Annotated in this window: 21 protein-coding genes; 6 read left to right on the top strand and 15 right to left on the bottom strand. The window is 61.5% G+C overall.

The window, feature by feature from the left end; genetic code table 11:
- Positions 1 to 37: 37 nt before the first annotated feature.
- Positions 38 to 1153, bottom strand: coding sequence for a hypothetical protein (locus VCK47_RS00330; RefSeq protein WP_322892093.1), 1116 nt, complete (start codon positions 1151 to 1153; stop codon positions 38 to 40).
- Positions 1153 to 1932: an SDR family oxidoreductase gene (locus VCK47_RS00325; protein ID WP_322892092.1), complete on the bottom strand. Its 780-nt coding sequence runs from the start codon at positions 1930 to 1932 to the stop codon at positions 1153 to 1155. The genes VCK47_RS00330 and VCK47_RS00325 overlap by 1 nt, the downstream gene beginning before the upstream one ends.
- A gap of 97 nt (positions 1933 to 2029) precedes the next feature.
- Between VCK47_RS00325 and VCK47_RS00320 the strand changes: the two genes are divergently transcribed.
- Positions 2030 to 2986 (top strand): Hint domain-containing protein, encoded by a 957-nt coding sequence (locus VCK47_RS00320; protein ID WP_322892091.1) that lies wholly within the window; start codon positions 2030 to 2032, stop codon positions 2984 to 2986.
- Here the strand turns inward: VCK47_RS00320 and VCK47_RS00315 are convergent.
- Together VCK47_RS00315 and VCK47_RS00310 are read right to left on the bottom strand one after the other, a co-directional pair.
- Positions 2975 to 3544, bottom strand: coding sequence for a hypothetical protein (locus VCK47_RS00315; protein WP_322892090.1), 570 nt, complete (start codon positions 3542 to 3544; stop codon positions 2975 to 2977). The genes VCK47_RS00320 and VCK47_RS00315 overlap by 12 nt on opposite strands.
- A gap of 54 nt (positions 3545 to 3598) precedes the next feature.
- On the bottom strand, positions 3599 to 4198 hold the full coding sequence (locus VCK47_RS00310) for a hypothetical protein (RefSeq protein ID WP_322892089.1): 600 nt from the start codon (positions 4196 to 4198) through the stop codon (positions 3599 to 3601).
- A gap of 102 nt (positions 4199 to 4300) precedes the next feature.
- On the opposite strand from VCK47_RS00310, the gene VCK47_RS00305 reads away from it, so the two are divergent.
- From VCK47_RS00305 to VCK47_RS00285, 5 genes are all read left to right on the top strand, one after another.
- Positions 4301 to 5896 carry a peptide chain release factor 3 gene (locus VCK47_RS00305; protein WP_322892088.1) on the top strand — a complete coding sequence of 532 codons (1596 nt, stop codon included), beginning with the start codon at positions 4301 to 4303 and terminating at the stop codon, positions 5894 to 5896.
- A complete protein-coding gene (locus VCK47_RS00300) occupies positions 5893 to 6375 on the top strand; it encodes a glycosyltransferase family 2 protein (RefSeq protein ID WP_322892087.1) in 483 nt (160 codons plus the stop codon). Before VCK47_RS00305 ends, VCK47_RS00300 begins: the two co-directional genes overlap by 4 nt.
- Before the next feature lie 42 nt (positions 6376 to 6417).
- Complete coding sequence (locus tag VCK47_RS00295; RefSeq protein ID WP_322892086.1) at positions 6418 to 6897, top strand: hypothetical protein; 480 nt, start codon at positions 6418 to 6420, stop codon at positions 6895 to 6897.
- A 117-nt stretch (positions 6898 to 7014) separates the two neighbouring features.
- Positions 7015 to 8526, top strand: a complete 1512-nt coding sequence (locus VCK47_RS00290; protein ID WP_322892085.1) for a DEAD/DEAH box helicase — start codon at positions 7015 to 7017, stop codon at positions 8524 to 8526.
- Between the two features lie 82 nt (positions 8527 to 8608).
- A complete protein-coding gene (locus VCK47_RS00285; RefSeq protein WP_322892084.1) occupies positions 8609 to 8911 on the top strand; it encodes a DUF962 domain-containing protein in 303 nt (100 codons plus the stop codon).
- A gap of 75 nt (positions 8912 to 8986) precedes the next feature.
- Here the strand turns inward: VCK47_RS00285 and VCK47_RS00280 are convergent, their stop codons facing one another.
- From VCK47_RS00280 to nuoH, 11 genes are all read right to left on the bottom strand, one after another.
- Complete coding sequence (locus VCK47_RS00280; protein ID WP_322892083.1) at positions 8987 to 10666, bottom strand: ribonuclease J; 1680 nt, start codon at positions 10664 to 10666, stop codon at positions 8987 to 8989.
- A complete protein-coding gene (locus tag VCK47_RS00275) occupies positions 10663 to 11436 on the bottom strand; it encodes a type III pantothenate kinase (RefSeq protein WP_322892082.1) in 774 nt (257 codons plus the stop codon). Before VCK47_RS00275 ends, VCK47_RS00280 begins: the two co-directional genes overlap by 4 nt.
- Positions 11437 to 11447: 11 nt before the next feature.
- Complete coding sequence (locus VCK47_RS00270) at positions 11448 to 12209, bottom strand: biotin--[acetyl-CoA-carboxylase] ligase (RefSeq protein ID WP_322892081.1); 762 nt, start codon at positions 12207 to 12209, stop codon at positions 11448 to 11450.
- A complete protein-coding gene (nuoN, locus tag VCK47_RS00265) occupies positions 12199 to 13644 on the bottom strand; it encodes an NADH-quinone oxidoreductase subunit NuoN (RefSeq protein ID WP_322892080.1) in 1446 nt (481 codons plus the stop codon). Before nuoN ends, VCK47_RS00270 begins: the two co-directional genes overlap by 11 nt.
- 2 nt (positions 13645 to 13646) lie before the next feature.
- Positions 13647 to 15197, bottom strand: a complete 1551-nt coding sequence (locus VCK47_RS00260; protein WP_322892079.1) for an NADH-quinone oxidoreductase subunit M — start codon at positions 15195 to 15197, stop codon at positions 13647 to 13649.
- Entirely contained in the window at positions 15197 to 17266 is a 2070-nt protein-coding gene (gene nuoL, locus VCK47_RS00255; RefSeq protein WP_322892078.1) for an NADH-quinone oxidoreductase subunit L, read from the bottom strand. Before nuoL ends, VCK47_RS00260 begins: the two co-directional genes overlap by 1 nt.
- Positions 17267 to 17270: 4 nt before the next feature.
- Positions 17271 to 17576, bottom strand: coding sequence for an NADH-quinone oxidoreductase subunit NuoK (gene nuoK, locus VCK47_RS00250; protein ID WP_007205169.1), 306 nt, complete (start codon positions 17574 to 17576; stop codon positions 17271 to 17273).
- An 85-nt stretch (positions 17577 to 17661) separates the two neighbouring features.
- The gene (locus tag VCK47_RS00245; RefSeq protein ID WP_322892077.1) at positions 17662 to 18267 is read right to left on the bottom strand and encodes an NADH-quinone oxidoreductase subunit J; all 606 of its coding nucleotides are present in this window, start codon (positions 18265 to 18267) and stop codon (positions 17662 to 17664) included.
- Complete coding sequence (locus VCK47_RS00240) at positions 18264 to 18662, bottom strand: carboxymuconolactone decarboxylase family protein (RefSeq protein ID WP_322892076.1); 399 nt, start codon at positions 18660 to 18662, stop codon at positions 18264 to 18266. Before VCK47_RS00240 ends, VCK47_RS00245 begins: the two co-directional genes overlap by 4 nt.
- The gene (gene nuoI, locus VCK47_RS00235; RefSeq protein ID WP_322892075.1) at positions 18659 to 19159 is read right to left on the bottom strand and encodes an NADH-quinone oxidoreductase subunit NuoI; all 501 of its coding nucleotides are present in this window, start codon (positions 19157 to 19159) and stop codon (positions 18659 to 18661) included. Before nuoI ends, VCK47_RS00240 begins: the two co-directional genes overlap by 4 nt.
- Positions 19160 to 19162: 3 nt before the next feature.
- Positions 19163 to 20203 (bottom strand): NADH-quinone oxidoreductase subunit NuoH, encoded by a 1041-nt coding sequence (nuoH, locus tag VCK47_RS00230; protein ID WP_322892074.1) that lies wholly within the window; start codon positions 20201 to 20203, stop codon positions 19163 to 19165.

The following is a 20203-nucleotide window of genomic DNA, read 5'->3' as shown; positions in this document are numbered from 1 at the left end:
TATAGCGCAGGTAACAACCCCTGCCGCCAAGGGCAAGTCAGGTCAGGGTAAAGTTCTGTGCGCCCACGATCTGCCCGTTCACCTGCAGCTGCACGCGGTGCAGCCCGGGATAAAGCGTGAAGGTCGTCGCCCCCTCCTTGAACAGATGCCGCTTTGTCAAGGTCACGGGCTTGTCCGCCTTCGCCGCAAGGGTCTTGAGCTTGAACACCTTGGGCGCCGTCGCCCCGTCAGCCTTGACGAAATCAATGATGTAATCCACGACCAGAGGCGCACCCTGCGGCACGGTCAGCGTCAGGGCAATCTCGGCCGCCTGCCCTCGCGCGACCACTGGCGTGATGGCAAACTGCGACACTGTGACCGGTACATCCACGCCATAGCCCAGATGCTGCATAGCACCGCGATGCCCCGCCTTGACCAGCGTGCGCAGCGCATGTTTGCGCATCCATGCCAGTTCATCCTCTCCTTGCGCGCCTGTGTCCTGCCACGTTTGCAACCGCGCGATCACCAGATCGGGTGTTTTGCGCGTCAGATCGTTGAGGTGGTTGGCCACTGACCGTGTCACGAACCGCGCCCTGTCGCCGTGCAGACGGTCAAGCAGCGGCAGCGTCTGCGCGGGATCAAGCTTGATGGCACGCCCCCACGGCAGACGCGGCCGCGTGCCTTCGCTGACCAGACGGCGGACGTGGTAATGGTCATGCCCCGCCCAGTCCTGCATCCGCGCCAGCGTGGCGTCGGGCCAACGGTTCAGAAAGGCGCGGATCGAAAACTCCATCGAAAACCGCTGCGTGATTTCTTCCAGCAGATCGAGGCTGCGGTCGCGGTGATCCTCCAACCCGTGGTTTTCGACGAAAACGCCCAAGGGCGCATGGATGAAATGCCCGAAATCATCATCCGACAGGCCCGGGTCCAGCGGCGGCGGCAAGGCCGCGCTGATTGCATCGGCGGCGGCGGGAAAATCGCGCGGCAGATGGTCGGCCAGCACATCCGCGATCATCTGGATCCGCGCCATCAGCTCCAAGGGCGGCATCCGCGCCATGACGTCGCGCACGAAAGGGTCAGCCCGAAACACCCCCGCCGCCGCGAACTGGCCGCCCAGCAGGGCGACCGTGTCGGCGTTGAACAGGTGATCTTTCAGGCTGAACCGTTCCGCCATCAGATCGTCGCGTTGATCGCGCCGCCATCAAGGACGATGTTCTGCCCCACGATGAACCCCGCATGCTGGCTGCACAAAAACGCACAAGTTGCGCCGAATTCGGCCGCCGTCCCATAGCGGCGGGCGGGGATCGTCGCCTCGCGCTGCGCCTTGGCGGTGGCCATGTCGATGCCCTGCGCCTTGCTGACGCCTTGATCAAGGCTGACCGCGCGGTCGGTCGCATGGATGCCGGGCAGCAGGTTGTTGATCGTCACGCCATGCTGCGCCACCTGCCGCGAGGTGCCCGCGACATAGCCCGTCAGCCCCGCGCGCGCGGCATTGGACAGGCCAAGCTGCGGGATCGGGGCCTTGACCGAGCCGGAGGTGATATTGACCACCCTACCCCAGCCACGGTCGATCATGCCGGGCAACAGCGCCTTCATCAGCGCGATGGGGGCCAGCATATTGGCGTCAAGCGCCTTGATAAAATCGTCCCGTTCCCAGTCCGACCACAGGCCCGGCGGCGGCCCGCCTGCATTGTTCACCAGAATATCCACATCGCCTGCAGCCGCCAGCAACCGCGCGCGGCCTTCCTCGGTTGCCACATCGGCAGCGACGGTGGTGACCTGCACGCCGAAACGGGCGCGGATCTCGGCGGCGGTCGCCTCCAGCGCATCAGCGCCGCGCGCGTTCAGCACGAGGTTCACGCCTGCCTCGGCCAAAGCCTCGGCACAGCCGCGCCCCAGCCCTTTGGACGATGCGCAGACCAGCGCGGTTTTCCCTGAAATTCCCAGATCCATTGTCTTTTCCCCTATTTTGCGCCCCTGACCTAGCATTCCCGATGACTGCGGGCAATTTGATCTTACCCCTGCGCGGCCTGCGGTGTAGATCTTGGGCATGGCCAGCAACCAGATCACGATCGACGTTTTCCGCGCCGTGGATGTGACCGTCACCGACGGCGTCCTGATCGGCGAACCGCTGGGTTTTGCCGATGAACTGGTGCTGGATGATACCTATGCACTGTCGCCCAAATGCCAGCCCGTGCCGCTGGACCTGCTGACCGAGGACAAGGGCCTGCGCCGCAGAACCGGCGCGCAGAACGCGGTGCATCTGGATTGCTGCCTGACGCTGATGGCCCCGGACGGCACCACGCATGAGGCGTTGGTGCTGGTCGAGGAAAGCGGCGGTCTTGCCGTTGCGATCTACCTGATGGCCTTGGGCGATATCGTACCGGACAGGCGGTACCGCCTTGTCGGGATCGCGCGCGAAACCGCGACGCGCCGCTTTGCCGAAGCGGCAGCAGGGTCGTTTGCGCGCGGCACGCGGATCACGATGGGCGATGGCCGGATGCAGCCGGTCGAAACGCTGGCCCCCGGTGATCTGGTGCTGACGCGGGATGCGGGCAAACAGGCCTTGCGCCATGTCGCACAGGCCACGATTCGCGCGACGGGCCGCTTTGCACCGGTCGTCATCACGCAAGGCGCCCTGCACAACGACGCCGATCTGGTGCTGCGCCCTGACCACCGGATCTTTGTCTATCAGCGCAGCGATCTGTTGGGCACGGGTCAGGCCGAGGTGCTGATCCGCGCACGCCAGCTGGTCGATGACACCACTGTTCTGCGGCGGCGCGGCGGCTATGTGGATTATTTCCAGCTGGTGTTCGACGACCACCACATCATCTATGCCGAAGGGATCGCGGCGGAATCGCATCTGGTCGATGCCACGACACAGCACGCCATGCCGGCAGGGGCCGCCCTGCACCGCCACCGCCCGCATATGGATTACGAAGTGCGCGACAGCCTGATCGACCCCGCGACAGCGGCGTCCCTGCTGCGGCGCGCCTCAACGTCCTGAGGGCGCGCGTGCGGCGGCGAAGCTGCCGTCGAAAATGTCGATCTCGTCGCCTTGCCGCACCGCACCCCGCGCGATCACACCTGCAACGCCAGCACCGGCGGGGCCATAGAAATCGCCGGACATTTCGGCCGTGATGCTATGGGGCAGCGCGTTCTGCGTCAGGGTGCCGGACAGTCCGGCAGTGAATTGGTAATCCCGCTCCCGCGCTGCGGGATAAAGCACACCTTCCCCGATCTGCAAACTGCCTGTCACAGCCCCGCCCGCCCCGTGCAGATTGCCAATGCGGCCCGTCACCGGATCGGGCGTGATCCCAAAGCTGACGCGCAGGTCCAGGTCGCCTTCAAAGACGGCAGGCGTTGCCCCGCCCAATGGCAGGTTCAGCCGCACGCGGCCTTCATAGGCCACATCTCCCGTTTCGGGCAGGGTTGCGAAAGGCGTGATCCCATGCACCGTCACGCCGTCCTGCAAGGTGGCAAAGGCATCGCCCGGCACCGGATTGCCCGCACCCCCGCCAGAGCAGGCAGCCAGACAACAGACAAGAGGCAAGATTCGGATCATCCCGTCTTGTCGCGCAGCTTGGTTAACAATCCGTTACGATGCGGCGGGTCTGCGTCACGGGGCCACTATTTCCGTCACCAGAACCAGCGTCCCGTTGCGCAAGACACCGTTCAGCACCACAACCGGATCAAGATCGGCCGCTGACAGCGCAGTGGCCGGATCGCCAAGAAATGCGCCTGTCATGCTACCCGACAGTGCCAGTTGCTGGCCCCCGCCTGACAGCGCGCCGCCATAGGTCAGCCGCAGATCGCGCGCGACATGCCCCTGCGTGACCGTCACCTCGCCCGCAAAGTCCTGCACACCCGCGCCCGGCACCGTGCCGAAAAAACCTGTCATCGCACCACTGACAGCACTTGCGCCAAAATCGATATCAAGCCGCGCATCGCCGAACAGCACCAAAGGCTGCGCCCCTTCCACACGCAGCGTGGCGAAACCCGCGAATTGCGCGCTGCCATCCACGGGCAAATTGCTGGTCGTGGGTGCCATGCCCATCACACCGGCCCCCGGATCGCCCAGCACCCTGATGCGTTGCGCATCATAGATGTCCAGCCGCGCGATGCGCGGGTCGATCCCGCTGCCGGGGCTGTCACCGCCACCCCCGCCGCAACCTGACAGCATTACAATGACCGCCAGCAACCGAACCCAGAAAACCATGCCACCGCCTTTCGGCACCCTTGTGGCACACAGGTATGAATCTTGCGTCAAGACAGGCGGACACATTGCCCTTTCAGCGCGAAACACCTAAAGCCTGTCGCCATGACAAATCGCCCCGCCTTGCCGCCCGAAATCGCCCGCCGTCGCACCTTTGCGATCATCTCGCACCCCGATGCGGGCAAGACAACGCTGACCGAAAAGTTCCTGCTGTTCGGCGGCGCGATCCAGATGGCGGGGCAAGTCCGCGCCAAGGGCGAGGCGCGGCGTACACGGTCCGATTTCATGCAGATGGAAAAGGATCGCGGGATTTCGGTGTCCGCCTCTGCCATGTCGTTCGATTTTGGCAAGTATCGTTTCAACCTTGTCGACACTCCCGGCCACTCGGACTTTTCGGAAGATACCTATCGCACGCTGACCGCCGTGGATGCCGCGATCATGGTCATCGACGGAGCCAAAGGTGTGGAAAGCCAGACCCGCAAACTGTTCGAGGTCTGCCGCTTGCGCGACCTACCGATCTTGACCTTTTGCAACAAGATGGACCGCGAAAGCCGCGACACATTCGACATCATTGACGAAATTCAGGAAAATCTGGCGATCGACGTAACACCTGCGTCATGGCCCATCGGGGTCGGGCGCGATTTCATCGGCTGTTACGATATCCTGCGTGACAGGCTGGAACTGATGGACCGCGCCGACCGCAACAGGGTCGCCGACAGTATCGAGATCAATGGTCTGGATGACCCCAAACTGGCCGAACATGTGCCTGCCGACCTTCTGGCGAAGTTTCGCGAAGAAATCGAGATGGCCAAGGAATTGCTGCCCGCGCTCGACCCCGCCAGCGTGCTGAACGGGTCGATGACGCCGATCTGGTTCGGCTCTGCGATGAACAGTTTCGGCGTGAAGGAACTGATGAACGGGCTGGCGACCTATGGTCCCGAACCGCAGATACAATCGGCGCAGCCCCGCAACGTCGCCCCCGAAGAACCCGCCGTGACCGGCTTCGTGTTCAAGGTGCAGGCCAATATGGACCCCAAGCACCGCGACCGCGTGGCGTTCGTCCGGCTGGCGTCAGGGCATTTTGAACGCGGCATGAAACTGACCCATGTGCGCAGCAAAAAGCAGATGGCGATCACAAATCCGGTGCTGTTTCTTGCCGCCGACCGCGAACTGGCCGAAGAGGCCTGGGCCGGCGATATCATCGGCATCCCCAACCACGGCCAGCTGCGCATCGGCGACACCCTGACCGAGGGCGAGGCGATCCGTGTGACGGGCATCCCGTCATTCGCACCCGAATTGCTGCAGACCTGTCGCGCGGGCGACCCGATGAAGGCCAAGCATCTGGAAAAAGCCCTGATGCAATTCGCCGAAGAAGGTGCTGCCAAAGTGTTCAAACCGACCTTTGGGTCCGGTTTCATTGTCGGCGTCGTGGGGGCCTTGCAATTCGAAGTGCTGGCCAGCCGGATCGAGCTGGAATACGGCCTGCCCGTCCGGTTCGAAGGGTCGCAGTTCACCTCCGCCCGTTGGGTCGCAGGTGACAAGACGGCGGTGGAGGCTTTTGTCGCCGCCAATAAACAGCATATCGCGACCGACAACGACGGCGACACCGTGTTCCTGACCCGTTTGCAATGGGACATCGACCGCGTGGGCCGCGATTATCCCGCCATCACACTGACCGCGACGAAAGAAATGATGGTGTGACGCGCCCGACCGCGACAATGATCACCTGCCTGCGCAATGAAGGGCCGTTCCTGATCGAATGGCTCGCCTATCACCGCGCCATCGGGTTTGACCGGTTCATCATCGGGGCGAATGATTGCACCGACGGGTCGCATGAAATGCTGTTGCGGCTGACGGACATGGGCGAGGTGACATATCTGCCCTTCAGCCGTGACCCGGCTGGGAAGGGCGCGCAATATCAGTTTGCCGATCTTTTAGCAGCCGCAGGCCATGTCAAGGCTGGCGAATGGGTGGCGTGGCTGGATCTGGATGAATTCCTGCTGGTCCATCGTGGCGACAGCACCGTGCAGGCGCTGATCCGTGATCTGGGCAAGGCCGACGGGATCAGGATCAACTGGCGCTTCTTTGGCGTGCCACCAGGGGTGGCTTGGCCCGGACGGCAATTGCATGCGGATTTGTGTCAATGTGCGCCCGAAGGGTTCACGCTGGGCGGGCGGTAGGACCACGGGACGTTCAAATCGCTTTACAAACATGGTGATGGCTTGCGGTTTTTCCATCATGGGCCGGTTTTTAGCCAAGAGGCGCTTGCCGTTCAACCTGACTGGCGCGGTGGCAACGGCAAACCCTTGCGCCGCCGCGCTTGGCCACGCAAGCGCATCAAGTTCGAGGCAGGGCGCGAAGCCGTCCTGTCGGGCCTACCGCAGCATGGCTGGGCCCAGGTCAACCACTATGCAATCCGGCATCCGGCATTCGCGCAAATGCGTCGCACGCGCGGTCGCGGCAACATTGGTGTTCCCGCAGATCCGACCAACGCCGCCTACATTGACCTCGCCCACCGCCATTCGGACGCGTATTTCGCCACCTACAACCTTTACAGCCACCACGACCCCCGCATCCTGCGGCATTTGCCTGCCACGGATGCGCAGATGGCACGCCTGCTGGCGGATAACACGCTGCGGCAGTGGCATGACCACGCCCTGCGCCAACTGCCGCCAGACGCGCTGGCCGCGCCTTTGCCTTGACGATCGGCCACATTTCCGTTAGCTGCCACACAGGCCATTATCGGCCCACGACGCCGGGACGCCGGAAAATCGCGTCCTTTCATTTCTTGCGGACCGATCCGCAACCACAGGACGCATATGACCAAATTCTCCGATTTGAACCTTGATCCCAAGGTTCTACAGGCGGTGGCCGAAACCGGCTATGACACCCCTACCCCCATTCAGGCAGGCGCAATCGCCCCCGCCCTTGAAGGGCGCGATGTTCTGGGGATCGCCCAGACCGGCACCGGCAAGACGGCGGCCTTTACCCTGCCGATGATCACGCTTCTGGGCCGTGGCCGTGCGCGCGCGCGGATGCCGCGCAGCCTTGTGCTGGCACCGACCCGCGAACTGGCGGCACAGGTCGCCGAAAACTTCGACACCTATGCCAAATATACAAAACTGACCAAGGCGCTGCTGATCGGCGGGACCAGTTTCAAGGATCAGGACAAGCTGATCGATAAAGGCGTCGATGTGCTGATCGCGACCCCAGGTCGCCTGCTCGACCATCTGGAACGCGGCAAGCTGATCCTGACCGACGTCAAGATCATGGTCGTGGACGAGGCGGACCGCATGCTCGACATGGGGTTCATCCCCGATATCGAGGAAATCTTCAAACGCACGCCCTTCACCCGCCAGACGCTGTTTTTCAGCGCGACCATGGCACCGGAGATCGAGCGGATCACCAACACCTTCCTGTCGAACCCCGCCAAGATCGAAGTCGCCCGCGCCGCCACGACCAACGTGAACATCAAACAAGGCGTCGTAATGTTCCGCGCCAGCGCCAAGGTGCGCGAAGCGACCGAGAAACGCGCCCTGCTGCGCGCGCTCATCAATGCCGAGGGCGAGGCCTGTTCCAACGCGATCATTTTCTGCAACCGCAAGGCCGATGTCGATGTGGTGGCCAAGTCGCTAAACAAATACGGCTATGACGCCGCCCCGATCCACGGCGATCTGGAACAAAGCCACCGCACGCGCACGCTGGAATCCTTCCGCGACAACAAGCTGCGGTTCCTTGTGGCCTCTGACGTGGCCGCCCGCGGGCTGGATATTCCGGCCGTGACCCATGTGTTCAACTTCGACGTGCCCAGCCATGCCGAAGATTACGTCCACCGCATCGGCCGTACGGGTCGGGCCGGACGGTCCGGTGTTGCGATCATGATCTGCTCGGGCCGCGACGAGAAGAACCTCGAAGACGTCGAACGTCTGGTACAAAACCCGATCCCGCGTCTGGACAATCCGCTTGGTGTCACCGCCCCCGTGGCAGATGACGCGACCGAGGACGCACCAAAGCGCAGCCGCACCCGTAGCCGCCGGGGCAAGGATGCCCCCGCCGCAGCGCCAGCAGAGGCCGACGCAGTAGAAGCACCCGTTGCCAAACCTGTCGAAAAACCCGCCGAAAAGCGCCGCGAGCCGCAGCAGGACCGTGCGCCACGCGAAGCGCAGCAGGACCGTGCCCCGCGTCCGCCCCGCGAGCCGCAAAAGCCACGCGAGGAACAGCCCCGCCCCCGTCATCAGGACCGCCGCGACAATGGTCCGCGCATCGTGGGCATGGGCGACGACACCCCCAGCTTCATCGCCAAAAGCTTCGAGGAACGCGCCAAGGGTTAACCCCGCGCGGCATCCGACCTTGCGTCATTCTTGACAGGCACGCCATCGCTGTCCCACCTTCCTCCAAAGGGGAGGATTTGCGATGTTGAAAGGCAAAAGCTGGGATCACTGGATCGCCCAGTATCAGGAAAGCCACCAGAACCGGCTGAACCAGCTGACCCACACCATCGGGATCCCGATGATCGTGGTGTCGATCGTGCTCGGGCTGGCGAGCCTGTTCGGCGCTGGCCTGTGGGTCGCCGCCGCATGGCTGTTCGTGATCGGCTGGGTGCTGCAATTCGTGGGCCATGCCATCGAAGGCAAACCGCCGGAATTCCTCAAAGACTGGCGTTTCCTGCTGGTCGGCACCCGCTGGTGGCTGGCGAAAGTCACCGGCAAGGTCTGACACACAAAAGGCCCCTGCATCGCGCAGAGGCCTTTTTCATTCCGTAGGTCGGGCTTCAGCCCGACTCCCGCGACCTTACGCCAGCCGGCTGATAATCACCGTCACTTCGGGCTTTTTGCCGATTTCGCCCTGCGCGGATTTGCGCGCGATCATCTTGAGCTCTTTTTCCAGCTTGTCGTCATCTGCCAGCGTCTTGGGATGCGCGCGTCCGATGAACTGCGCCAGATCCTCTTCCACGACATCGACCAGCGGCACATCGTTGCGGCCCATCTCAGGCAGGCCCATGATCTCGACCCAAGGATCGCCCAGCATGTCGCCGTCTTCGTCGATGATAACCGTAACGATCATATGCCCGTTCAGCGCCATGCGGATACGGTCACGCACTACACCATCAAGCGCGCCGACCTGCACCGACCCGTCCAGATAGGTGCGGCCGGTTTCGATATACTCCGCAACCTTGGGGCGGTTGCCGGACAGATCGATCATCATGCCGTTGACGGCGACGATACCTACCATCCCGCTCGCCTCGGCCAGTTTGGCATGTTCGCGCAGATGGCGGTGTTCGCCATGCATCGGGATCAGGACCTGCGCCTTGATGATCTGGTGCATCCGCACAAGATCGGGGCGGTTGGCATGGCCCGAGACGTGATATTTGCCGCCCGCATCATCGACAACATCGACGCCCAGTTCGGACAGCTGGTTCATGATCTTGATGACACCGCGTTCGTTGCCGGGGATGGTTTTAGAGGAAAACAGGAAGGTGTCGCCTTCCTTCAGCTTCATCCCCAGATAGGACCCCTGCGCCAGCTGCGCCGAGGCCGCACGGCGTTCGCCCTGCGACCCCGTCACCAGCAACATCAGGTTCTGGCGCGGCAGGGACAAGGCATCCTCGATCGAGACGACAGTCGGGAAGTCTGTCAGCAGGCCTTCTTTCGTCGCAGCCTCGACCATCGCACGCATGGCGCGGCCCAGCAGCACGACCGACCGGCCCGCATCCTTGGCTGCCAGCGCCAGCGTTTTCAGCCGCGCGACGTTGGAGGCGAATGTCGTCGCCACGACCATACCGGCCGCGTTCTTCATCATCTCGGTGATGGCGGGGGCAAGGGTGCTCTCGGACCGGCCTTCGTGTTCGGAAAACACATTCGTGCTGTCGCAGATCAGCGCCTTGACGCCGGGCTTGGCCACTTCTTCCCAGAGTGCGGCATTCCACGGATCGCCGACAACGGGGTTTTCGTCGATCTTGAAATCGCCGGTATGGACCAGCCGCCCGTCCGGTGTGTCGATCAGCAGACCCGCGCTTTCGGGGATCGAATGGCTGATCGGCAGATAGGACACTTTGAACGGCCCGCAGGTGATGACATGCGGATACGGGTCCACGACCTTGACCACATTGGGCGACCCGCCGTGCTCTTCCAGCTTGCGCCGCGCGATATTGGCGGTGAATGGCCGCGCATAGACCGGCGCGCCCAACTGCTGCCAGCAATGGCCGACAGCGCCAACGTGGTCTTCATGCGCGTGGGTGATGAAGATGCCGTCGATCTGGTTGCGCCGCGCGATCAGCCACGAGATATCGGGCAGGATCAGGTCAACGCCCGGCGTGGAGTCCATGTCGGGAAAGGTCACGCCCAGATCGACCACGATCAACCGCTCTTTCCCTGCAGGGCCATAGCCATAGACATAGGCGTTCATGCCGATTTCACCGGCACCCCCGAGAGGCAGATAGATCAGGCGGTTGGCGGTCTTGGCGTTGCTCATGCAATTTCCTTGTTATAGCGGTGGATGACGGTCAGGCCGTGCATCGTCAAATCATCTTCGAACACGTCGAACAGGGTTTCCGTTTGTTGGAACAGGGCTGCAAGGCCCCCCGTCGCGATCACCGGCATGTCACTGCCGCGTTCAGCTTTAATTCTTGCGCATATCTCACGGACCAGACCGATGTAACCCCAAAAGACGCCGGACTGCATGCAGGCCACGGTGTTGGTGCCGACCACGGATTGCGGTTTGCTGATATCGACATGCGGCAAGGCGGCAGCGGCATTGTGCAGCGCCTCGAGGCTGAGGTTGACGCCCGGCGCGATCACGCCGCCGACATAGGCCCCGTCGCGTTCCACCACATCGAATGTCGTCGCCGTCCCGAAATCCACCACGATCAGATTGCCGCCATGCCGGTTGAAGGCGCCAGCGGTATTGACCAGCCGGTCAGGGCCCACCTGCGTGCCGATATCGACGCGCGGCGGCACGGGCAGCGCGCAGTCGGGCTTGCCCACGACCAGCGGGCGGCAGTTGAAATAGCGGTCGGCCAGCACACGCAGGTTGAACACCACACGCGGCACGGTCGAGCTAATGATGACCTCGTCGATCACCACATCAAGGTTCTGCAACCGCATCAGGGTCGATAGCCAAACGTAGTACTGATCCGCCGTGCGCTGCCATTCGGTGCTGGTGCGCCATGTGGCCAGGAAATGATCCCCGTCCCAGATCGCGAAAACGGTATTGGTATTGCCGCAGTCAATCGCCAAAAGCATGGGCCACCCCCTTAGAAATAAACATCAGCCGCCGAAATGCTGCGTGGTCCGGTGCCAGTGATCAGCACCAGATTGCCGTCATCGTCGATCGTGTCGAAAATGCCGCTGATCTCTTCGCGCATGGTGCGGGCGGTGATGATCTCGCCTAACCTTGCGGCATGGCCCAGCCAATCCTGACGGATGCGGGCGAACCCAAGCTGCTTGAGCTTGGCCTCTTGCGTGGCATAGGCATCGGCCAGCGTGGTCAGGAAATCGGCAGGCTCGACCTCCCAACCGCCCATCTGCGTCAGGCTGACAGGCGGAAAGGCGGCGTCGGTCACGCCTTCGGGCGCGTGGCGCAGGTTGACGCCGACCCCGATGGACAGCCAGTCGATGAAATGCCCCTGCCCGCTGCTTTCCAGCAGGATGCCCGCGACCTTGCCACCTGACAGCAGCACGTCATTGGGCCACTTCAGGGCGAGCTTTTCGGACGGCACATAGATCGACAAAGCGGCAAACAGCGCATTGGCGGCAAGGAAAGACCGGCGCGCAGCCTCGGCGGGGGTAGCGTCGGGTCTGAAGATCAGCGTGGCGTTCAGATTGCCCGCAGGCGCCTGCCATGCGCGACCCCGCCGCCCGCGTGCGGCGGTCTGGTGCCGTGCCATGATCCATGTCGGCTTGTCAATGTCGCCCGCGCGGCGCGCGGCTTCGGCCATGGTGCTGTCCACAGTATCAAGCATGATCCGGCCATAGCCTTCGGGCCAGTGCCCGTGGCTGCTGCGGTCAGTTGACAAGCGTCGCAGCCGCGGCAGCGGCCATCGGGTCAAGCCCGAAGAGGTTGACACCCGGTATCCACGCCAGCCCCACGATCCCCGCCGTGACCACCGCCGTCAGCCACAGAACAGGCGGTGTGCGCCCGTCGAGCGCCTGCGTGTCTTCGCCAAAATACATGTAGTAGACGATGCGCAGGTAATAGAAGGCGCTGATCACCGAGGCGATCACACCCGCCACAGCCAGCCAGCCCAGCCCGCCCTGATAGGCGGCCAGCAGCACGGCATATTTGCCGAAGAACCCCAGCATCGGCGGCACGCCCGCAAGGCTGAACATCATCACCAGCATCACCAGCGCCATCAGCGGCTGCCGCTTTGCATGGGATTTGAGGGCTGCGATATCCGTGACGGGCCGCCCGTCCTTTTCCATCGACAGGATCAGGGCGAAAGTGCCGATATTCATGGTCACATAGATCACCATATAGACCAGCATCGCCTGCACACCGCCAACCGTGCCTGCGGCCAGGCCCATCAGCGCGAACCCCATATGCGAAATCGAGGAATAGGCCATCAGCCGTTTGATATTGCTCTGCCCGATGGCCGCAATCGCGCCAAGGAACATCGACACCAGCGCAAGAAAGGCGACGATCTGCTGCCAGTCGCCGATGATCCCGCCGAACGCGTCATGCACCACGCGGGCGAACAGCGCGATAGCCGCAACTTTGGGCGCTGTCGCCATAAAGGCGGTGATCGGGGTTGGCGCACCTTCGTAGACGTCGGGTGTCCACATATGGAAAGGTGCTGCAGAGACCTTGAACGCAAAACCCGCGATCAGGAAGGCCATGCCGAACAAAAGGCCCAGCGATGCGCCACCTTCCGCAGCGGCGATGATCCCGGTGAACAGGGTCGTTCCAGCAAAGCCATAGGTCAGCGACGCGCCATAAAGCAAAAGACCCGACGACAGCGCGCCCAGCACAAAGTATTTCAGCCCGGCCTCGGTGGATTTGGCGCTGTCGCGGCGCAGGGAGGCGATGACATACATGGCCAGAGATTGCAGTTCCAACCCCATATACAGCGCCATCAGGTCGCCTGCGCTGACCATGACCATCATGCCCACCACGGCCAGCGTGATCAGCACCGGATATTCGAACCGCAACAGCCCGCGCCGCAGCATGTAGCCTTCGCTGATCAACAGCACGGCGGCGGCAGAGATCAGGATCGTGATCTTGGCGAAACGCGCGAAACCGTCATCGACGAACATACCGCCAAAGGCGATATTGGTGCCCTGCCCGTTCACGCCGATGGCGATGGCGACCAGCACGAACAACCCGGCGGTCATCCATGTCAGCAAGGATGCGGCACCGTCCTTTGTCGTGTAGACGGCCCCCAGCAAGGCCACCATCGCATAGACCGACAGCACGACCTCGGGCATCAGGATCTGGATATCAGCGCCGATCATGGTCAGCTTCCTTCATTCGCAGCGACTTGGCTGGCGGCGTCAAAGGCCGCCAAGGCCGCGTCGTAATTGTCAATCAGCGCCGCAACGCTTGGCCCGATCATGTCCAGCACCAAGGCGGGATAGACACCCAAAAGCAGCGTCATCACCACCAGCGGTGCAAAGATCAGACGTTCCCGCCGCGTCATATCGGTGATGGAGCGCAGGCTTTCCTTGATCAGATCGCCCAGCACCACACGGCGATAAAGCCACAGCGCATAGGCCGCCGAAAAGATCACGCCCGATGTTGCCACCAGTGCCACCCAGGTGTTGACCTGGAACACGCCGACCAACGTCAGGAATTCGCCCACGAACCCCGATGTCCCCGGCAGGCCCACGTTCGCCATGGTGAAGAACAGGAACACCAGCGCATAGGCGGGCATGCGGTTGACCAGTCCACCATAGGCGTCGATCTCGCGCGTGTGCATCCGGTCGTAGATCACGCCGACGCAGAGGAAGAGAGCGCCAGAGATAAAGCCGTGGCTGATCATCTGGAAAATCGCCCCGTCCAGCCCCTGCTGGTTAAAGGTGAAAATCCCCATCGTCACAAACCCCATATGGGCCACGGACGAATAGGCGATCAGCTTTTTCATATCCGCCTGCACCAAGGCCACCAGCGAGGTATAGACGATGGCGATGGCCGACAGCCACAGGACCAGCGGCGCCATGACCTCGGAGCCCACCGGGAACATCGGCAGGCTGAAGCGCAGGAAACCGTAGCCGCCCATTTTCAGCAGGATCGCCGCCAGCACCACGGACCCTGCCGTCGGGGCCTGCACGTGCGCATCGGGCAACCATGTGTGGACCGGCCACATCGGCATCTTGACCGCGAAGCTCGCGAAGAAGGCCAGCCACAGCAGCGTCTGCATCCCGCCCACGATCTGCACACCCAGAAGGCTGAAATTCTCGGTCCCGAAGGTGAAGGTCATCAGCGTCGGAATATCGGTGGTACCCGCCTGGCTGAACATCGCCACCATGGCGACCAGCATCAGGACAGACCCAAGGAAGGTATAAAGGAAGAACTTGAACGACGCGTAGATCCGGTCCTTGCCACCCCAGATCCCGATGATCAGGAACATCGGGATCAGGCCTGCCTCGAAGAACAGGTAGAACAGCACCAGATCAAGCGCGAGGAACACGCCCAGCATCAGTGTCTCAAGGATCAGGAAGGCGATCATGTATTCCTTGACCCGTGTCGTCACGGTCCAGCAGGACGCGATCACCAGCGGCATCAGGAAGGTCGTCAGCATCACGAACAGGATCGAAATGCCGTCCACGCCCATCTTGTATTGCAGACCCATGATCCAGTCGGCGGTTTCCACCATCTGGAAGTCGGTATTGTTGGGGTCGAAATTCGTCAGGATGAACAGCGAACAGATAAAAGTGACAACGGTCGTGACCAAGGCCACCCATTTGGCATTGCGCTGTGCGGCCGCGTCATCGCCGCGCAGACCAAGCGCCAGGATGACCGCGCCCAGAACAGGCAGGAAGGTCGTCAGTGTCAGGATATTGCCCATCAGTTCCACCCTCCGCTCAGGGTGACAATGGTCAGCAGCACCGTGATCCCCAGCACCATCGCAAAGGCATAGGTGAACACATAGCCCGACTGTGCGCGTCCCGCGAGGCGGGTGAAGAACGGGATGATCCCCATGGCGACGCCGTTGATCCCGCCGTCGATCGTGTTGGTATCGCCCTGTTTCCACAGGATGCGGCCAAGGGCGAGCGCGGGCCGGACAAAGATGAAGTTATACAATTCGTCGAAGTACCATTTGTTCAGCAGGAAGTTATAGAGCGGCGCATGCTGGCGCGCCAACCGGCCCGGCAGGTCAGGCCGCCGGATATACATTTGCCAGGCCAGCGCGAGCCCCGAAAGCATCGCGATGAACGGTGCAAGGCGGACCCAAGTCGCGACCTCATGCGCATCGTTCAGCACATGATTGCCTTCCCGCGCATGGATCGCCCCTTCGCCCGGCGCGCCGGTCAGGTTGTAATGTGGATAGGCATCAGGATCAGCACTTTCCTCGGCCGCGTAAGGCACGCCAAAGAAGGCACCAACCTTGGCGTTCGTACCAAAGAAGCTGCCATACCAGACCATCCCGCTGAAGATCGCGCCAATGGCCAGCACATAGAGTGGCACCAGCATGCTGCGGGGGGATTCATGCGCATGGTCATGCGTGTGCTTGTCGCCGCGCGGCGTGCCAAAGAAGGTCAGGAACATGAGCCGCCAGCTGTAGAAGCTCGTCATCGCGGCAGAGGCCACCAGCATCCAGAAGGCATAGCCACCCGAGGTTGCGGCATAGGCGCTCTCGATGATCGCGTCCTTCGACACGAAACCTGCAAACCCGATTGGAAAGCCCACATAAAGCAGCGGAATACCCACGCCGGTGATCGCCAGCGTGCCGATCATCATCATCCAATAGGTCTGCGGGATCTTGTGGCGCAAACCGCCATAGTTGCGCATATCCTGTTCATGGTGCATCGCGTGAATGACGGACCCCGCGCCAAGGAACAGCATCGCCTTGAAGAACGCATGTGTCAGCAGGTGGAACATCGCCACCGAATAGACGCCGAGCCCTGCGGCCACGAACATGTAGCCCAGCTGCGAACAGGTCGAATAGGCGATCACGCGCTTGATGTCGTTCTGCACCAGACCCACGGTCGCTGCAAAGAACGCCGTCGTGGCGCCAAGGAAGACGACAAAGCTCATCGCCTCGGGGGCATATTCCATCAAGGGCGACATGCGGCAGACAAGGAACACACCCGCCGTGACCATGGTTGCCGCGTGGATCAGGGCGGACACAGGGGTCGGCCCTTCCATCGCGTCGGGCAGCCATGTGTGAAGGAACAATTGCGCCGATTTGCCCATCGCACCGATGAACAGCAAGAACGCGATCAGGTTTGCGGCATTCCAGTCGCGCCAGAGAAACGTGATCGTCGTGTCGGCAATCGTTGGAACGGCGGCAAAGATATCATCAAACTGGATGCTGTCAGCCAGCAGATAAAGACCGAAAATCCCCAACAGAAAGCCAAAGTCGCCCACGCGGTTGACCACAAAAGCCTTGATCGCGGCGGCATTGGCGGTCGGCTTGCGGTAATAAAAGCCGATCAGCAGATAGGACGCGACGCCCACGCCTTCCCAGCCAAAGAACATCTGCACAAGGTTGTCGGCCGTCACCAGCATCAGCATCGCGAAGGTGAAGAACGACAGATAGGCAAAGAACCGCGGGCGATAGCTTTCGTGTTCCTTGAAATTCTCGTCATGGGCCATGTAGCCGAAGGAATAGAGGTGGACGAGCGCGGACACCGTGGTGATCACGATCAGCATGATCGCGGTCAGACGGTCCATGCGGATCGCCCAGTCGGATGTCAGCGTGCCGCTGTCGATCCACCGCAGGATCGACACGCTGTAGCGGCCATTGTCATGCAGCGACGGATCAAAGGTCAGGAACACGACCCAGGACAGGATCGCCGCCAGAAACAACAGGCCGGTCGCGGTCCATTGGGCGGCAGTCTCGCCAATGATCTTCCAACCGAAGCCGCAAATGATCGCACCGACCAGCGGAGCAAAAAGAATGATACTTTCCATCTGGTCAGCCCTTCATCACGTTGACGTCTTCAACGTCGATGGTCCCGCGGTTGCGGAAGAAACACACAAGGATCGCAAGCCCGATCGCGGCCTCGGCCGCGGCGACGGTCAGCACGAAAAGCGTGAAGACCTGCCCCACCAGATCGCCCAGAAAGCTGGAAAAGGCGACAAGGTTGATATTCACAGCCAGCAGCATCAATTCGATGCTCATCAGCAGGATGATCACGTTCTTGCGGTTCAGAAACAGCCCGAAGATGCCGATGATGAACAGCGCCGCTGCCACCGTCAGATAATGTTCAAGTCCGATCATGCCGTCACCTTTGTCGCAGGGTCAGCCACAAGAAATTTTGTCAAAATTTCTTGTCCTGCCAAAATTTTTCGCGAAAAATTTTTCATCACAGCCCCTGCCCCGGCTTCACATCCCGCAGTTCCATCGCCTTGGCGGGATCGCGGTACATCTGGTTCAGCACGTTCTGCCGCTTGATATCGACGCGGTGGCGCAGAGTCAGCACGATGGCCCCGATCATCGCGACCAGCAGGATCAGACCCGACAGCTGGAACAGCAGGAAGTACTGGTCATAAAGCAGCATGCCCAAGGCGCGGGTGTTCTCCATCTCGCCCACGGGAGCGGCGATGCGCCCTTCGACACCTTCGGAAAAGCCCCAGACCCCCAGCGCCATCGCCAGCTGCATCAGGATCACGACCCCGATCAGCAGGGCGAGCGGCAGATACTTGGTCATCTCCGCCTTCAGCCCGGCGAAATCCACGTCGAGCATCATCACGACGAACAAGAACAACACCGCAACCGCGCCGACATAGACGATAATCATCAGCATGGCGACAAATTCCGCCCCCAGCGTCACGAACAGACCCGCCGACGACAAAAACGCAAGGATCAGCCACAGCACCGAATGCACCGGATTGCGGCTGATCACGGTGAAAAGCCCACCTGTGACGGTGCTGATCGCGAAAAGGTAAAAGGTGAAGGCGAACACACTCATGCGTCATCGTCCTTTTGCAAGACTTCGTTGGCCAGTTCCATGGCCTTGGTCATCGCAGGCACGCCCGCGAACATACCCATCTGCGCGATGGTTTCGGCGATTTCCTGTTTGGTGGCCCCCGCCTCGACCAGATGCCGCACCGTCAGGCGGATCTGCGCCTCGGCCTGCGCGCCCAGCACGGTCAGCCCCGCCAGCGTCAGCAAAAGCCGCGTCTTGGCGTCCAGCCCGTCAGGGTTGATGCCTTTGCCAAAGAACATCTCCATCGCTTCTTTGGGCATGGTCGGCCAGAGGTTTTCAAAGCCTTTGGGGGTAAAAGCCTCCATGTCGAAATTCATCGACTTGGCCCAGTCCTGGCTCATCTTCATCATCGCTTCAAAGGGGTTCTGGTCGCTCATCTGTAGGGCGCGTCCAAAGCGAGATTGCGCGCGATCTCGGATTCCCAGCGGTCGCCGTTTTCCAAGAGTTTGGCTTTGTCATAGTAAAGCTCTTCGCGCGTCTCGGTGCTGAATTCGAAATTCGGCCCTTCGACGATGGCATCCACGGGGCAGGCTTCCTGACAGAAACCGCAATAGATGCATTTGGTCATGTCGATATCATAACGCGTCGTGCGGCGCGACCCGTCGTCACGCGGTTCGGCGTCGATGGTGATCGCCTGCGCAGGACACACGGCCTCGCACAATTTGCAGGCGATGCAGCGTTCCTCGCCGTTGGGATAGCGGCGCAGCGCGTGTTCGCCACGGAAACGGGGCGATAGCGGCCCTTTTTCATGCGGATAGTTCAGCGTCGCCTTGGGCGCGAAAAAGTATTTCATACCAACCCGGAAACCGGCCCAGATATCCTGAAGCAGGAAATACTTGGCCGCGCGGGTGTAATCCATATTGGTCTTGGACATAGCTTAGCCTCCGATCGTCCAGCGGGCCCAAAAGCCCCCCAGCACTTCGTATTTCGCCAGAAACGCCACCAGCACGACCCAGCCCAGCGACAGCGGCAGGAACACTTTCCAGCCAATGCGCATCAACTGGTCATAGCGGTACCGCGGAGTGATCGCCTTGACCATCGCGAAGGCGAAGAACACCAGCATCATTTTCCCGACCATCCACAGGATGCCGTCTGGCAGGCCGGGGATCGGCGACAGCCAGCCGCCAAGGAAGAGCAACGTGACCAGCGCGCACATCAGCACCACGGCCATCAATTCGCCGATCATGAACAGCAGAAACGGTGTGGACGAATATTCGACCTGATAGCCCGCGACCAGTTCCGATTCCGCCTCGGGCAAGTCAAACGGCGGGCGGTTGGTTTCGGCCAAGGCGCTGATGAAGAACAAGAACAGCATCGGGAAATGCGCGATCAGATACCAGTTGAACAGCCCCGCATCGCCACGCTGCGCGTTCACGATATCAGTCAGGTTCATCGAACCCGTGGAGATAATCACGCCGATGATGATGAGGCCGATCGAAACTTCGTAGGAAATCATCTGCGCTGCCGACCGGAGCGAACCGAGAAACGGATATTTGGAGTTCGACGCCCAGCCGCCCATGATGATGCCATACACGCCCAGCGACGAGATCGCGAGGATGTAGAAGATCGCGATATTGATATCGGCCAGCACCCAGCCATCGTTGAACGGGATCACAGCCCATGAAATCACCGCCACGACAAAGGTGATCATCGGGGCAAGGAAAAAGACGAATTTATCGGCCCCCGCAGGCACCACGATTTCCTTGACGATATACTTCAGGAAATCCGCAAAGGATTGCAGCAACCCGAAGGGCCCCACGATATTTGGCCCCCGCCGCATCTGGACCGCGGCCCAGACCTTGCGGTCGGCATACATCAGGAAGGCCAGCGCCAAAAGCAGCGGGATCAGCAGCAACAGCGATTGCCCAAGGATCAGCAGGACAATCCCAAGGTTGGTATTGGTAAAAAACTCGACCAT

The sequence above is a fragment of the Yoonia sp. 72 genome (genome assembly GCF_034652275.1).
Taxonomy (GTDB): Bacteria; Pseudomonadota; Alphaproteobacteria; order Rhodobacterales; family Rhodobacteraceae; genus Yoonia.
This window is presented reverse-complemented; position numbering and strand designations above follow the sequence as displayed.

Bases quoted from the DNA above. Each gene is read 5' to 3' on its own strand.
- VCK47_RS00275 (WP_322892082.1), bottom strand. From the start codon at position 11,436: ATGCTTTTGGCGATTGACTGCGGCAATACCAATACCGTTTTCGCGATC.
- VCK47_RS00315 (WP_322892090.1), bottom strand. From the start codon at position 3,544: ATGATCCGAATCTTGCCTCTTGTCTGTTGTCTGGCTGCCTGCTCTGGC.
- VCK47_RS00240 (WP_322892076.1), bottom strand. From the start codon at position 18,662: ATGAGCGACCAGAACCCCTTTGAAGCGATGATGAAGATGAGCCAGGAC.
- VCK47_RS00330 (WP_322892093.1), bottom strand. From the start codon at position 1,153: ATGGCGGAACGGTTCAGCCTGAAAGATCACCTGTTCAACGCCGACACG.
- nuoK (WP_007205169.1), bottom strand. From the start codon at position 17,576: ATGATCGGACTTGAACATTATCTGACGGTGGCAGCGGCGCTGTTCATC.
- VCK47_RS00245 (WP_322892077.1), bottom strand. From the start codon at position 18,267: ATGAGTGTGTTCGCCTTCACCTTTTACCTTTTCGCGATCAGCACCGTC.
- VCK47_RS00310 (WP_322892089.1), bottom strand. From the start codon at position 4,198: ATGGTTTTCTGGGTTCGGTTGCTGGCGGTCATTGTAATGCTGTCAGGT.
- nuoN (WP_322892080.1), bottom strand. From the start codon at position 13,644: ATGATCGGCGCTGATATCCAGATCCTGATGCCCGAGGTCGTGCTGTCG.
- VCK47_RS00325 (WP_322892092.1), bottom strand. From the start codon at position 1,932: ATGGATCTGGGAATTTCAGGGAAAACCGCGCTGGTCTGCGCATCGTCC.
- VCK47_RS00320 (WP_322892091.1), top strand. From the start codon at position 2,030: ATGGCCAGCAACCAGATCACGATCGACGTTTTCCGCGCCGTGGATGTG.
- VCK47_RS00260 (WP_322892079.1), bottom strand. From the start codon at position 15,197: ATGGGCAATATCCTGACACTGACGACCTTCCTGCCTGTTCTGGGCGCG.
- nuoI (WP_322892075.1), bottom strand. From the start codon at position 19,159: ATGTCCAAGACCAATATGGATTACACCCGCGCGGCCAAGTATTTCCTG.
- VCK47_RS00280 (WP_322892083.1), bottom strand. From the start codon at position 10,666: ATGAGCAACGCCAAGACCGCCAACCGCCTGATCTATCTGCCTCTCGGG.
- VCK47_RS00305 (WP_322892088.1), top strand. From the start codon at position 4,301: ATGACAAATCGCCCCGCCTTGCCGCCCGAAATCGCCCGCCGTCGCACC.
- VCK47_RS00285 (WP_322892084.1), top strand. From the start codon at position 8,609: ATGTTGAAAGGCAAAAGCTGGGATCACTGGATCGCCCAGTATCAGGAA.
- nuoH (WP_322892074.1), bottom strand. From the start codon at position 20,203: ATGGTCGAGTTTTTTACCAATACCAACCTTGGGATTGTCCTGCTGATC.
- nuoL (WP_322892078.1), bottom strand. From the start codon at position 17,266: ATGGAAAGTATCATTCTTTTTGCTCCGCTGGTCGGTGCGATCATTTGC.
- VCK47_RS00290 (WP_322892085.1), top strand. From the start codon at position 7,015: ATGACCAAATTCTCCGATTTGAACCTTGATCCCAAGGTTCTACAGGCG.